General features: G+C 68.8%; 13 protein-coding genes. 5 read left to right on the top strand and 8 right to left on the bottom strand.

The annotated features are described in order from the left end of the window. The first annotated feature begins 7 nt into the window (after positions 1–7). Entirely contained in the window at positions 8–505 is a 498-nt protein-coding gene (nrdR, locus tag AC4D12_RS08310) for a transcriptional regulator NrdR (protein WP_490949418.1), read from the top strand. A 117-nt stretch (positions 506–622) separates the two neighbouring features. Here nrdR and ppgK read toward each other — a convergent pair whose 3' ends face one another. Together ppgK and map are read right to left on the bottom strand one after the other, a co-directional pair. Then, positions 623–1444, bottom strand: coding sequence for a polyphosphate--glucose phosphotransferase (gene ppgK, locus AC4D12_RS08305; protein ID WP_490949417.1), 822 nt, complete (start codon positions 1442–1444; stop codon positions 623–625). 91 nt (positions 1445–1535) lie between these two features. Then, a complete protein-coding gene (map, locus tag AC4D12_RS08300; protein ID WP_490949416.1) occupies positions 1536–2414 on the bottom strand; it encodes a type I methionyl aminopeptidase in 879 nt (292 codons plus the stop codon). A gap of 108 nt (positions 2415–2522) precedes the next feature. Here map and AC4D12_RS08295 point away from each other — a divergent pair, with 108 nt between their 5' ends. Next, entirely contained in the window at positions 2523–2684 is a 162-nt protein-coding gene (locus AC4D12_RS08295) for an SPOR domain-containing protein (protein WP_490949415.1), read from the top strand. A 40-nt stretch (positions 2685–2724) separates the two neighbouring features. Here the strand turns inward: AC4D12_RS08295 and panB are convergent, their stop codons facing one another. Next, positions 2725–3609 (bottom strand): 3-methyl-2-oxobutanoate hydroxymethyltransferase, encoded by an 885-nt coding sequence (gene panB / locus AC4D12_RS08290; RefSeq protein WP_490949414.1) that lies wholly within the window; start codon positions 3607–3609, stop codon positions 2725–2727. A 209-nt stretch (positions 3610–3818) separates the two neighbouring features. Here panB and glnA (AC4D12_RS08285) point away from each other — a divergent pair, with 209 nt between their 5' ends. Together glnA (AC4D12_RS08285) and AC4D12_RS08280 are read left to right on the top strand one after the other, a co-directional pair. Further along, positions 3819–5159 (top strand): type I glutamate--ammonia ligase, encoded by a 1341-nt coding sequence (gene glnA, locus AC4D12_RS08285; protein WP_490949413.1) that lies wholly within the window; start codon positions 3819–3821, stop codon positions 5157–5159. A gap of 45 nt (positions 5160–5204) precedes the next feature. Next, on the top strand, positions 5205–8213 hold the full coding sequence (locus AC4D12_RS08280) for a bifunctional [glutamine synthetase] adenylyltransferase/[glutamine synthetase]-adenylyl-L-tyrosine phosphorylase (protein WP_490949412.1): 3009 nt from the start codon (positions 5205–5207) through the stop codon (positions 8211–8213). Between the two features lie 109 nt (positions 8214–8322). Here AC4D12_RS08280 and glnA (AC4D12_RS08275) read toward each other — a convergent pair whose 3' ends face one another. Next, on the bottom strand, positions 8323–9747 hold the full coding sequence (gene glnA / locus AC4D12_RS08275) for a type I glutamate--ammonia ligase (RefSeq protein ID WP_490949411.1): 1425 nt from the start codon (positions 9745–9747) through the stop codon (positions 8323–8325). 255 nt (positions 9748–10002) lie between these two features. Here glnA (AC4D12_RS08275) and AC4D12_RS08270 point away from each other — a divergent pair, with 255 nt between their 5' ends. After that, positions 10003–10440 (top strand): RDD family protein, encoded by a 438-nt coding sequence (locus tag AC4D12_RS08270; RefSeq protein WP_490949410.1) that lies wholly within the window; start codon positions 10003–10005, stop codon positions 10438–10440. Positions 10441–10531: 91 nt separating this feature from the next. On the opposite strand, the gene AC4D12_RS08265 is transcribed toward AC4D12_RS08270, so the two are convergent. From AC4D12_RS08265 to AC4D12_RS08250, 4 genes are all read right to left on the bottom strand, one after another. Next, positions 10532–11284, bottom strand: a complete 753-nt coding sequence (locus tag AC4D12_RS08265) for a DUF4191 domain-containing protein (protein ID WP_490949409.1) — start codon at positions 11282–11284, stop codon at positions 10532–10534. A gap of 59 nt (positions 11285–11343) precedes the next feature. After that, positions 11344–12345: a lipoyl synthase gene (lipA, locus tag AC4D12_RS08260; protein WP_490949408.1), complete on the bottom strand. Its 1002-nt coding sequence runs from the start codon at positions 12343–12345 to the stop codon at positions 11344–11346. After that, complete coding sequence (gene lipB, locus AC4D12_RS08255) at positions 12342–13076, bottom strand: lipoyl(octanoyl) transferase LipB (RefSeq protein WP_490949407.1); 735 nt, start codon at positions 13074–13076, stop codon at positions 12342–12344. Before lipB ends, lipA begins: the two co-directional genes overlap by 4 nt. A 92-nt stretch (positions 13077–13168) precedes the next feature. Then, the gene (locus AC4D12_RS08250) at positions 13169–13570 is read right to left on the bottom strand and encodes a DUF6504 family protein (protein ID WP_490949406.1); all 402 of its coding nucleotides are present in this window, start codon (positions 13568–13570) and stop codon (positions 13169–13171) included. Between the last annotated feature and the right edge of the window lie 207 nt (positions 13571–13777).

Raw genomic sequence — 13777 nt, 5'->3', positions numbered from 1 at the left:
GGGAAGCATGTACTGTCCGTACTGCCGTCATTCCGATTCCCGCGTCGTCGATTCGCGGCTGGCCGATGACGGATCCGCGATCCGACGTCGTCGTCAGTGCCCGCAGTGCGGGCGCCGCTTCAGCACCGTCGAGACCACCAGCCTCAGCGTGATCAAGCGCTCCGGCGCGGGAGAGCCGTTCAGCCGGTCCAAGATCATCAACGGCGTTCGCAAGGCCTGCCAGGGCCGCCCGGTGACGGAGGACGATCTCGCGCTGCTGGCGCAGGAGGTCGAGGAGACCGTCAGGGCCAGCGGTGTCGCGGAGATCGACGCCCACGAGGTGGGGCTCGCCATCCTCGAACCGCTTCGCAAGCTCGACCAGATCGCCTACCTGCGCTTCGCCAGCGTCTACCAGGGGTTCGAATCCCTCGACGACTTCGACGAGGCGATCCAGACCCTCAGGGCGCAGACGGCGGACAGTGCCCGAGTGCCCTCGGGTGTGCAGCGGCCGCTGACGGCGCTCTAGCCTCCCGAGCTGCCGAGGCGGCATCGCTGGCAGCCTGCTGAAGGAGCACGCGCCGCCCCTCGGCCGCGGACCCCACGACCCATGGCAGGCCGTGGGACCGCGGCCCGTCTCCCGACGTCAGGCGGAGTCGACGTGCAGGAGCGCCGCCTGGAGGGCGCCGCCCACGATCCCCGCGTGATTCTTCAGCTGGGCCGGGATGATCGGCGTCCGAAGATCCAGCGAGGGGAGGTACTCGGAGCTGCGCTTCGAGATGCCGCCTCCCACGATGAAGAGCTCCGGGGAGAAGAGGAACTCGACGTGGGAGAAGTAGCGCTGGAGTCGCACCGCGTACTGGTCCCAGTCGAGGCCCTCACGTTCCCGGGCCACGGCCGACGCACGCGTCTCGGCGTCGTGCCCGTCGATCTCCAGGTGGCCCAGCTCGGCGTTCGGCACCAGCCGGCCGTCGAAGATGAAGGCCGAGCCGATGCCGGTCCCCAGCGTGATCACGAGGACCGTGCCCATCCGGCCCTTGCCGGCGCCGTACTGGACCTCCGCGAGGCCGGCGGCATCGGCGTCGTTGATCACATAGACATCGCGCCCGAGGATTGTGGTGAACAGGGCGTCCACGTCGGTGTCGATCCAGCTCTTGTCCACATTGGCCGCGGAGCGCGCCACTCCGTGCTGGATGATGGCCGGGAAGGTCACGCCCACGGGGCTGTCCGCCGCAGGCCCCTCGGGGCGGGAGGAGAGCTCGGCCACGATCTGCCGGACCACCTCCGCCACGGCCTCGGGCGTGGACGGCTTGGGGGTGGGGATACGGTGCCTCTCGCCGACGATCACGCCCTTCTCGAGATCCACGATGCCGCCCTTGATGCCCGTGCCGCCGATGTCGACGCCGATCACCGTGGTGGGCAGCTTCGAGGGCAGCTTGGTCTTCTTCTTCTCGGTGTCCTTGGCCATGATTCTCCGTTGACGTGGGGCCGGCGCGTACCGGCAGGGGCTCGTGAGGGTGGACAGTGCGGGGTCGTGCAGGGGTCGGTGCGGGCGGTACTCAGGGAAGAGTGAGGACCTCGGCTCCGTGATCGGTGACCACGAGCGTGTGTTCGAACTGCGCGGTCCGCTTCCGGTCACGCGTGACCACGGTCCACTCGTCGTCCCACATGGTCCAGTCCACGACGCCGAGGGTGAGCATCGGTTCGATGGTGAAGACCATGCCGCGCTCGATCACCCGATCGTAGGCCGGGGCGGCGTCGTAGTGCGGGATGATCAGCCCGGTGTGGAAGGCCTCGCCCACGCCGTGCCCCGTGAAGTCGCGCACCACGCCGTAGCCGAAGCGCTTCGCGTAGGACTCGATGGCGCGTCCGATCACGTTGATCTGCCGTCCCGGGGCCACGGCGCGCACGGCCCGGTGCAGCGACTCCTCGGTCCGCTCGACGAGCAGCCGCGACTCCTCGTCCACGTCGCCGATGCAGAACGTCCGGTTGGTGTCCCCGTGCACGCCGTCCTTGAACGCGGTGATGTCGATGTTCAGGATGTCGCCGTCGGCGAGTTCCGTGGAGTCCGGGATGCCGTGGCAGATCACCTCGTTCAGTGACGAGCACAGGGACTTGGGGAATCCGCGGTAGCCGAGGGTCGAGGGGTAGGCGCCGTGGTCCAGGATGAACTCGTGCCCGATCCGGTCGAGCTCGTCCGTCGTGACACCGGGACGGGCGTGCCTGCCGACCTCGAGGACGGCCTGCGCGGCGATCCGGCCGGCGCTGCGGATCTTCTCGATGGTCTCGGCCGACTTCACCTCGGACCCCGTGAACGGCGCGGGGGCCTTCCGGCCGACGTACTCGGGGCGGACGATACCCGCGGGAACGGGCCGCAGAGGTGAGACCACGCCCGGCGTCAGGGTCCCGAGGGGAGCGGTGGCGGAGGGCTGGGGCATACCCTTGATCCTATAGCGGGCCCGGGGTCACACGACGGGATGCACGCGGTGCGGACGGCGCTGGACGCGTCTCCGGCGCGGTCCGGACGCTTCGAGGAGGAGGTCGACATGACGGAGTACTGGTTCAACGTGCGCACGCACGAGGTCGAGGAGGATCGGCAGTCGGACTGGTCGCAGCTGATCGGCCCCTACACCACGCGCGCCGAGGCGGAGAAGGCCCTCGAGAAGGTCCAGCAGCGCAACGACTCGTGGGACCGCGAGGACGACTGACGCCCTACGGCGAGTCTTCCCCGGACCCGGGTCGAGCAGGTCAGAAGGTGTGTTCGGGACCCGGGAAGGTGCCCGAGCGCACCTCGTCCGCGTACGCCGCGGCAGCGCCGGCAAGGATGCCGCGGACGTCCGCGAACTGTTTCACGAACCTCGCCTGGCGCCCACCGCGCAGCCCGGCCATGTCCTGCCACACCAGGACCTGGCCCGTCGTCGCCGGTCCGGCCCCGATCCCGATGGTCGGCACCCGGACGGCCGCCTCGACGGCCTCGGCGGTGCCGGCGGGCACCATCTCCATGAGGACGCAGAAGGCGCCTGCATCGGCCAGTGCGACGGCGTCGTCGATCACACGCTGCGAGGCCTCCCCGCGGCCCTGAACGCGATAGCCGCCGAGGGCGTGCTCACTCTGCGGTGTGAAGCCGACGTGCGCCATGACGGGGATGCCGGCCCTGACGAGTGCCCGGACCGTGTCCGCGTACGCTGCGCCGCCCTCCATCTTCACCGCGTGGACGAGTCCTTCCTTGAGCAGGCGGACGGAGGACCCGACCGCCTGCTCGGGGGACACCTCGTACGATCCGAACGGCAGGTCGGCGACGACCATCGCGCGTGAGGCCGCGCGGCTCACCGCGCGGCTGAAGAGGATCATCTCGTCGAGGGTGATCGGCAGGGTGGTCGCGTGCCCGAGGACGTTGTTGGAGGCCGAATCGCCGACCAGCAGCACCTCGATGCCGGCCTCGTCGAAGACCTGGGCCGCGTACTGGTCGTAGGCCGTCAGCATCGCGAACTTCCGGCCTTCGTCCTTGGCCTGCTGCAGGTGGTGGACGCGTATCCGGGACGGCGTCCGGGCTGTCGTCGGCGCGTCCGTCCGGGGGTTCGACGCCGCGGCCGCCCCCTCCCCGTAGGGCGCTGGGATCTCGGCGGAGGTCATGGCACGAGACTATCGGACCGTCCGCCGTGCCGACCTCCCCCGGCCACCGCGACGGGTCCCGCACACGTCGCCGGTGGGTGAGAGCGGGTACACGCCGACGACGGCGGCTGTCGCGGCCCGCCGCGGCGCCGGATCACGTGTGCGTGTCAGTAGAGTGTTGGTGGCGTGGCCCGCGCGGGTGCACCCGACGATCAGGGAGTGAGGTTGTCATGGACCGGCAGCAGGAGTTCGTACTGCGGACCATCGAGGAGCGCGACGTCCGCTACGTCCGCCTGTGGTTCACCGACGTCGTCGGGTCCCTGAAGTCCGTGGCGCTCGCGCCCGCCGAGGTGGAGGGCGCGTTCGAGGAGGGGCTGGGCTTCGACGGCTCGTCGATCGAGGGCCTCGCCCGCGTGTACGAGTCGGACATGCTCGCGCAGCCCGACCCCTCGACGTTCCAGATCCTCCCGTGGCGTGGCGAGAAGGAGCAGACGTCGAGGATGTTCTGCGACATCCTGACCCCCGACGGGCAACCCTCCACGGCCGATCCGCGCGGGGTCCTGAAGAAGACCCTGGCGAAGGCCGCCGACATGGGCTTCACCTGCTACACCCACCCCGAGATCGAGTTCTACCTCCTGAAGTCCGCCGAGCTCGGCCCGGACGGACAGCCCGTCCCCGTCGACCAGGCCGGCTACTTCGACCACGTACCGGGCGGGGTGGCGCAGGACTTCCGGCGCATGGCGGTCGCGATGCTCGAGTCCGTGGGTATCTCGGTGGAGTTCAGTCACCACGAGGCAGGCCCCGGTCAGAACGAGATCGACCTGCGGTACGCGGACGCCCTGCAGACCGCCGACAACATCATGACTTTCCGTACCATCATCAAGGAGGTCGCACTCACCTCCGGCAGCTACGCGACCTTCATGCCCAAGCCCTTCTCCGAGCACCCGGGCTCCGGGATGCACACCCACTTCTCGCTCTTCGAGGGTGACACGAACGCGTTCTACGAGGCGGGCGCCGAGTTCCAGCTGTCGAAGACCGCCCGCCAGTTCATCGCGGGGATCCTCAGGCACGCCCCGGAGTTCACCGCGGTCACGAACCAGTTCGTCAACTCGTTCAAGCGCCTGTGGGGCGGAGGTGAGGCACCGAGCTACCTGTCCTGGGGCCACAACAACCGCTCGGCACTCGTGCGCGTCCCCCTGTACAAGCCCAACAAGGGGCAGTCCGCGCGCATCGAGTACCGCGGGATCGACTCCGCGAGCAACCCCTACCTCGCCTACTCCGTGCTCCTCGGGGCAGGCCTGAAGGGTATCGAGGAGGGCTACGAGCTCCCCGCCGCCGCTGAGGACGACGTCTGGAGCCTCACGCCCGCCGAGCGTCGGGCCATGGGGCATGATCCGCTGCCGGCCAGCCTGCACGACGCGATCCGCGTGATGGAGGACTCCGAGCTCGTCGCCGACGTGCTGGGGGAGCAGGTGTTCGAGAACTTCCTGCGCAACAAGCGCGCCGAGTGGCACGACTACCGCATCCAGGTGACACCGTACGAGCTGCGACGGAACCTCAACATCCTCTAGGTCCGGGCCGTCCGGCTGCCGTGCCGACGTGGCTAGTGTTGGCGCATGAGCCTCAACCGCACGCTGATCAGCCACGGCTTCACCGATTTGGAGAAGAGCCGACGTTTCCTCGACGCCCCCGAGCTGGCCGGGCTCGACGAGGACGTGCTGTTCGCCCATCTGGGCCGTGCTGCGAACCCTGATCTGGCTCTGCAGTCGCTGGTGCGGTTGCTGGCCGCGGATCCCGCGGGCGTCCGGGCGGTGTTCGACGACGAGGACCGCGCCGGTCCGCTGTTCCGGCTGCTCGGCGCCTCAGAGGCGCTGGCGGAGTTCCTCATGCGGCATCCCGAACACCTCGACGTCGTCAGGTCCGGACCGCAGAGCCCTCCCGTCGTGGATCCCGCGGAGCTGCGGTCGATGCTCCTGGCAGCCGTCGACGCCGATCCCGCGCAGGACAACCCGGTGGCCGGTGTCGGCGGCACGGAGGCCTACCAGCGACTGAGGGTCGCCTACCGCCGACAGCTCACCGATCTCGCGGTGCGGGACCTGTGCCACTGCGCGCCCGTCGACTACCTGCCCGTCGTCGGGCGGGAGCTCGCGGACCTCGCGGGAGCCGCGCTGGAGGCGTCCCTCGCCATCGCCCGTGCGGACCTCGGCGAGGTGTACGGGGCCGACGTCGTGGCGCGCGTGCGGCTCGCCGTCGTCGCGATGGGCAAGTGCGGGGCCCGGGAGCTCAACTACATCTCGGACGTCGACGTCGTCTACGTCGTCGAGGGCGACGACGTCGAGGAGTCGGTGCTCACCCGGATCGGCACGGGTCTCGCCTCGGCCATGGCACGGGGGGTGTACTCGCCGGGACAGGAGCCGGCGCTCTGGGAGGTGGATGCCAACCTCCGCCCCGAGGGCAAGGACGGACCCCTCGTGAGGACACTGGCCTCCCACGTGTCCTACTACGAGCGCTGGGCCAGGACCTGGGAGTTCCAGGCGCTGCTGAAGGCCCGTGCGGTGGCCGGCGATCTCGAGCTCGGTCGGCGGTACGAGGCCGCCGTCGCCCCCCTGATCTGGGCATCGTCGCAGCGCGAGGGATTCGTCGAGGCGGTCAGGGCCATGCGTCGGCGGGTCACGGACAACATCCCGCGGGACGAGGAGGCTCGGCAGCTCAAGCTCGGCCCGGGCGGTCTGCGCGACGTCGAGTTCACCGTGCAGCTGCTGCAGCTCGTCCACGGCCGGCTGGACGCATCGCTCCGGGTCAGGGACACGGTCTCGGCCATCGAGGCCCTGAGTGCCGCGGGCTACGTGGGGCGGTCCGACGCCCTCGACCTCGACGACGCCTACCGGTACCTCCGCGTGCTGGAGCACCGCATCCAGCTCATGCAGATGCGGCGCACGCATCTGATGCCCGAGGACGACGCCTCGCTCAGGGCCCTCGCGCGGTCGTCGGAGAGTTGCATGGTGACCGTACGGCCCAGCGCCCAGAGCCTGCACGAGAAGTGGCAGCGGACGCGGCGGCTGGTCAAGCGGCTGCACGAGGCCATCTTCTACCGGCCCCTGCTCAACACCGCGGCGACGCTGCGGCCGGAGGACGTCCAGCTCACGGCCGAGGCCGCACAGGCCAGACTGGCGGCGCTCGGGTACCAGGATCCCCGCGGTGCCCTCCGCCACATCGAGGCGCTGACCGGTGGTTTGAGGCGCCGGGCACTGCTCCAGCGGCATCTCCTGCCGATCCTGCTCGCGTGGTTCGCGGACGGCGTGGACCCCGACGCCGGTCTCCTCGGCTTCCGCAGGCTGAGCGAGGCCCTGGGCGAGAGCCACTGGTACTTGGGCATGCTGCGGGACTCGACGGCCGCGGCCGAGCGCCTGTGCGCCGTGCTGTCCAGCAGCCGCTTCATCACCGATCTCCTCGAGGTGTCACCCGAATCGACGCAGTGGCTCGGGTCCGACGCCGCCCTCGTGCCGGACAGCTTCGATTCCCAGTGGCAGGAGATCCAGTCGAAGATGTCGCGCCACCCCGAACCCGCCGAGGCGATCCGGCTCATCCGCCTGATCCGCCGCCGCGAGATCCTCCGCATCGCGATCGCGGACAGTGCGGGCGTGCTGTCGCAGCCGGAGGTGGGGGAGGCGCTGGCCGACGCCGACCGCGCGGCCGTCCTCGGCGCGCTCCACGTGGCCGAGAAGCAGGTGTTCGCCGAGGAGGAGCGGCTGACGGACGTGGTCGTCATGGCGATGGGCCGGCAGGGCGGACGTGAGATCACCTACGGCTCGGACGCGGACGTCATGTACGTGCACCGGCCCGTGGAGGGCGCGAGGGAGGCGGCAGCCCAGCGGCAGGCCGAGAAACTCGTGGGCCGGCTCGCGGCTCTCCTGACGCAACCGTGCCGGCCACCGGTCCTCGCGGAGCGGGTCCTCGAGATCGATACGTCCCTCCGGCCCGAGGGCAAGCAGGGTGCCATCGTCAGGTCGCTCGACTCCTACCGCGAGTACTACCGCCGGTGGTCGCTGGTGTGGGAGGCGCAGGCCCTGCTGCGCGCGCGGCCGCTCGCCGGGGACGATGCCCTCGCCACCGACTTCGTGGCCCTGATCGACACCGTGAGGTACCCCAAGGGGCTCGACGACGGCGACGTCCGGGAGATCCGCCGCATCAAGGCCCGCGTCGAGTCCGAGCGGCTGCCGCGGGGCGCCGACCCGTCGCGGCACGTGAAGCTCGGCCGGGGGGCGCTCAGCGACGTCGAGTGGCTCGTCCAGCTGATCCAGCTCCAGCACGCGCACGGTCTGCCGTCCTTGAGGGTGCAGTCCACGCTGGGCGCGCTCGACATCATCGAGGCCGAGGAGCTTCTGCCGGAGGAGGACGTCGCGACGCTCCGCGCGAGCTGGACGCTCGCCACGAGGATCCGGGGCGCGAACGTCGTCTGGAGCGGGCGGAATTCCGATGTGCTGCCGTCCTCGCGCCGCGACCTCGAGGCGGTGGCGCGCTGGTGCGGATACGGACCGGGGAGCGGCTCGGACCTCGAGGAGGACTATTTACGCATGACGCGCCGCAGCCGCGGGATCTTCGAGAGGCACTTCTACGGGTACTGAGGGGTTACTGAGCGGCGGCATCTGCCCCGAACGACGGCGGCGGCCACCCCGAAAGGGGAGGCCGCCGTCGTCGTTCCCGGATCACTCGCGGTGATGCCGGTGATGCGTGCTAGACGCCGTAGTACAGCTCGAACTCGTAGGGGTTCGGGCGCAGCGAGAGCGGCTTGATCTCCATCTCACGCTTGTAGTCGATCCAGGTGTCGATCAGGTCCTGGGTGAAGACGTCGCCGGCCTGCAGGAACTCGTTGTCCGCCTCCAGGGCGAGCAGCGCCTCCTCGAGGGACCCGGGAGCCTTCTGGATGTCCTTGGCCTCCTCCGCGGGGAGCTCGTAGAGGTCCTTGTCGATCGGCTCGGCGGGCTCGATGCGGTTCTTGATGCCGTCGAGGCCGGCCATGAGCTGCGCGGCGAAGGCCAGGTACGGGTTCGACGAGGGGTCCGGCGCGCGGAACTCGATGCGCTTCGCCTTCGGGTTCGAGCCCGTGATCGGGATGCGGATGCCGGCGGAGCGGTTGCCCTGCGAGTACACCATGTTGACCGGCGCCTCGAAGCCCTTGACCAGGCGGCGGTAGGAGTTGACCGTCGGGTTGGTGAAGGCGAGGACGGCGGATGCGTGCTTCAGCAGGCCGCCGATGTACCAGCGGGCGGTGTCCGACAGACCGGCATAGCCGCGCTCGTCGTAGAACAGCGGCTGGCCGCCCGCCCACAGCGACTGATGGCAGTGCATGCCGGAGCCGTTCTCACCGAAGACCGGCTTCGGCATGAACGTGGCGGTCTTGCCCCACGCGTTGGACACGTTCTTGACGATGTACTTGAACTTCTGCAGGTCGTCGGCCGCATGCGTCATGGTGGTGAACTTGTAGTTGATCTCGGCCTGACCGGCGCCGCCCACCTCGTGGTGCGAGCGCTCGACCTCGAGGCCCGCCTTGTCCAGCTCCACGCAGATGGCGTCCCGGAGATCGGCCTGCTTGTCCACGGGGGAGACCGGGAAGTAGCCGCCCTTGAAGGGCGTCTTATTGCCCAGGTTGCCGCCTACCTCCTCGCGCCCGCTGTTCCAGGGGGCCTCGATGGAGTCGACCTTGTAGAAGCTGCCCTGGGGGGAGGATTCGTACTGGACGTTGTCGAAGATGAAGAACTCGGCCTCGGGTGCGAAGAACGCGGTGTCGGCGATGCCCGTCGAGGACAGGTAGGCCTCGGCGCGCTCGGCGACACTGCGGGGATCGCGGTGGTAGGGATCGCCCGTACGCGGGTTGACGATCGAGAAGTTCAGCGCGAGGGTCTTCTCGGTGCGGAACGGGTCGATGAACGCCGTCGTCACGTCCGGGATGAGCTGCATGTCGGATTCCGCGATGCCCTGGAAGCCGCGGATCGATGATCCGTCGAAGAGCTGACCATCGATGAAGAAGTCAGCATCCACCGACTTCGCGGGGACGTTGAAGTGCTGCTGCACTCCCGGGAGGTCGGTGAACCGGACATCGACGAACCTGATGTCCTCGTCGGCGATGAATTTGAGGACCTCGTCCGCATTCTTAAACATCGATCAATGCTCCTAACGCATGGCAGGGGGAACGGATCGGCGCCAGCCAAGACCCCCGCACTGCCGCGGGAGCTCGAGGTACGGCAGGTGCGCTGCACTGCCGCCGACTCGTCCCCACTGTAGGAGCGGGCAGTTTCTCGCTGGTGTCGGCCGTGTTTCGTGGACGTTACATGGGGCGAACTGCGCTCCCCACCCTAGCGTTCCGGGCGAGCGCACGGCATAATGCCGCGCCCTGAGGCCGGTAGGCTGGACGACGTGGTGAACAGACGAGACCTCGGCTCCTGGATGGAGGGGCCTTCCCCTTCCGGCAACCAGCAGTGGCCCGGGCAGCGTCTCGGGAGACCCGAGGCCGGCCCGGGGTCGATCGCCCGCTTCGGACCCCGGGCGGCAGCGCTCCTCATCGACTGGTTGCTCTGCTCGCTGCTCTCCGCGGCGTTCTTCGGGTACGACGGCTTCGCGACGCTGCTCATCTTCCTCGCGGAGCAGATCCTCCTGGTCGGTTTCTTCGGATACAGCATCGGTCATCGCATGTTCCGTATGCAGGTGCAGACGCTCGACGGCAAGCCTGCGGGGTACCTGACGGCCACCGTGCGCAGTCTGCTCCTCTGCCTGGTGATTCCCGCGCTCATCATCGACGTGGATCAGCGCGGCGTCCATGACCGCGCCCGCGGAACGGGCCTGTTCCGCATCTGACGGCCGTCTCGACGCTGTACAGGCCGCTGGACACGACAGCGGCGGTGACCCTCGAGGGGATCACCGCCGCTGCTCGGACCTCGACGCGTGCTCAGCGCCCGCGCATCGCCTTGCGGTCGGGCCGGGCCTTGAAAGGATCGATGCCCTTCGGGATCGGCAGCTTCGTCCCGAGAGCGGTCAGGCGCTTGTCCACGGCATAGACCTCCTGCTTCGTGAGGGTCTTCTTCAGCTTCTGGACCGTCTTGGGGATCTTGGACAGGGGAACCTGTCGTTCGTCCCGTCCTGATTCGATCACGTGAATGGGCACGTTGGGGATGATGCGCGCCATCTTCCGCTTCTCGCCGTCGACCAGCTGCTTCACCCGCGTGGACGGTCCCTCCGTCACGAGGATGACCCCGGGACGCCCGATGACCCGGAACACGGCGTCCTGCGTGCGGGGGTTCACCGCGATGGGCTGTTCCTGCAGGATCCAGCCCCGGCGGAGGACGCTGAGAGCGGCTCCCGCTGCTCCCGGGCGTCCCTCGATCTGTGAGAACGCAGCGCGTTCGGCTCTCCGCGACAGGATGAAGATCGCGGCCAGGAAGGCCAGGGGGACGGCGATGATCATCAGGGTGATCACGTTGTCGATCAGCAGCCCGATGAGGAGTCCCACCGCGATGATGCCGACGAACGCCAGGAGCATGAACCAGACGACACTCGGATCGTTGCGGCGCGTCATCTTGAAGACCTCGGACACCTGCTTCATCCGCCCGGGCTTCTTGGGGCCCTTCTCAGCCTTCGGCTTGCGCGAGAAGATGCGTCGTCGGGGCTTGGGCGAATCGGGGGAATCGATGGTGTGCGACATAGTGCTCCGATTCTACGGGATGGCCGGTAGCCCGCCGGGCTCGGGAGGCTTCCCGGCGATCAGCCGGCGAGGAGCGACGAGGCCTCCTGGGCCGCTGATCCCTCGTCGTCGAGGTGGGCGAGATGCTCCGGGAGTTCCAGGCCCTTGCTGCGCATGGCCCTCGCCCACAGGCGTCCTGCCCGGTACGAGGAGCGGACCAGTGGGCCACTCATGACCCCGAGGAAGCCGATGCTCTCGGCTTCCGCACTCAGCTCGACGAATTCGGACGGCTTGACCCAGCGGTCGACCGGGAGGTGGCGCTCGCTCGGGCGGAGGTACTGCGTGATGGTGATGAGGTCGCAGCCCGCCGCGTGGAGATCCTGCAGTGCCTCCGAGATCTCCTCCCGGGTCTCACCCATGCCGAGGATGAGGTTGGACTTCGTGACCATGCCGAGGTCGCGACCTTGCGTGATGACGTCCAGCGAGCGCTCGTAGCGGAAGGCAGGGCGGATGCGCTTGAAGATACGGGGGACGGTCTCGACGTTGTGGGCGAAGACCTCGGGGCGTGCATCGCAGATCGCGGCGATGTGCTCGGGCTTGCCGGAGAAGTCGGGGATGAGGATCTCGACGCCCGTGCCGGGGTTCATGCTGTGGATCTGACGAATGGTCTCCGCGTAGAGCCAGACGCCCTCGTCCGCGAGATCGTCCCGCGCGACGCCGGTCACGGTCGCGTACCGCAGGTTCATGGAGCGGACGGACTGCGCCACCTTGAACGGCTCGCTCCGATCCAGCGGCTGGGGCTTGCCGGTGTCGATCTGGCAGAAGTCGCAGCGTCGCGTGCACTCGGAGCCGCCGATGAGGAAGGTGGCCTCGCGGTCCTCCCAGCACTCGAAGATGTTGGGGCAGCCGGCTTCCTCGCAGACCGTGTGCAGGCCCTCCTTCTTCACCAGGTTCTTCATCGCGACGAACTCCGGTCCGATGTTCACCTTGGCCTTCATCCATTCCGGTTTGCGCTCCACCGGTGTCTCGGCGTTACGCGCCTCGATGCGCAGCAGGCGACGACCCTCGGGTGCAAGGCTCACAGTAAGGCTCCTTCTGACATGGTGTGCGGCGCCGATCCGGCGTCTTTTCCGGCAATGCCCTCGACGCCCCCGACACCGTCGTCGTCGCCCAGCAGCTCTGCCTCATTGTTGCGCAGTTCCGCTTCGATCAGCGACACGAGGTCAAGGGGGGACACGGACCGGCCGGTCTCGTGCGAGATGGTCGTGACCCCGGCGTCGCTGATGCCGCAGGGGACGATCTGCCGGAACGGAGCGAGGTCGTTGTCGCAGTTGACGGCGAACCCGTGCATGGTCACGCGGTCCTTCACGCGTATCCCGATGGCCGCGATCTTCCGCGCGGGGCCGGAGGCGTCAGCGGCCACCCACACGCCTGATCGTCCGTCGATCCGCGTACCCTCGACACCCACCACTGCGAGGCTCCGGATGATCACCTCTTCGAGGAGGTGCACGTAGTCCGCGATCCTCGCCGGGTCACGCAGGGCGAGGATGGGGTAGCCGACCAGCTGTCCCGGCCCGTGCCACGTCAGCTTCCCGCCCCGGTCCACGGGCACCACGGGCGTGCCGTCGAACGGACGTTCGTGGTCCTCGGCGCGACGTCCGGCGGTGTACACGGGACTGTGCTCGAGCAGGAGGACCGTGCTGGGTGCCTCACCGGCGACGACGGCGGCGTGCAGGGCCTGCTGCATCTCGAGGCCCCGCGCGTACTCCACGTGGTCAGGAGCAAGGCCCACCCGCGACAGCACCAAAGTCATGCCCCAAGGGTAACGCCGTCCACCGACACCGCCCGCCGGTGACCTCGGTGCGCAACGCGCTCGGACGCCGGTCCCGACGTCGGACGGTGATCTCAGGTGTCGTCGGGCAGGTCGAATACGACACCCAGTCGGGCGAGGCGCCACTGGTCCTCGCGCCCGCGGACCTCGAAGTGGAAGACCGGCGCCACGGGATTCGTCTGGGCGGAGAACCTCCAGAACTCCATGCGCAACGCGCGTGACGTCGGCGGGACGTCCTGGTCGCCCTGCTCGACGGCGAATGCGTGCCACGTGCTCCAGTGCTGGGCCGTACCGACGACGGACCAGGTAGAACCCCGCCATCGCAGGGTGCGCGGCCGGACCGTCCCGCCGGCGGGGAGGAGTGTTAGGGTCACGTGCTCGTCGAGCGTCCGCCAGGACGACGGTGTGCTGACGACGTCCTGACGACGACCCGCTCGGGGTCCGGCATCGGACGGGGATGACGTGGGGGAGTGCATGACGGCCTGACGCTGGTGGAAGGAACGTGTCGAACAAAAATAGAACACATGTTCGATCGAGGCAAGGCGTTCTCCGCCGGATCCTGTGGATAACCCGGAGGAGGTCTCGGTCGTGACCTAGAAAGGACACATGAGCGATGCCGTACCGCCGTCCCCGTCCTCCGTGCCGGGCGTTCCGCCGTCGGGAACACCCCTGCCGGTCCGAGG

The organism is Arthrobacter sp. TJ-266, assembly GCF_058269115.1.
This window is presented reverse-complemented; position numbering and strand designations above follow the sequence as displayed.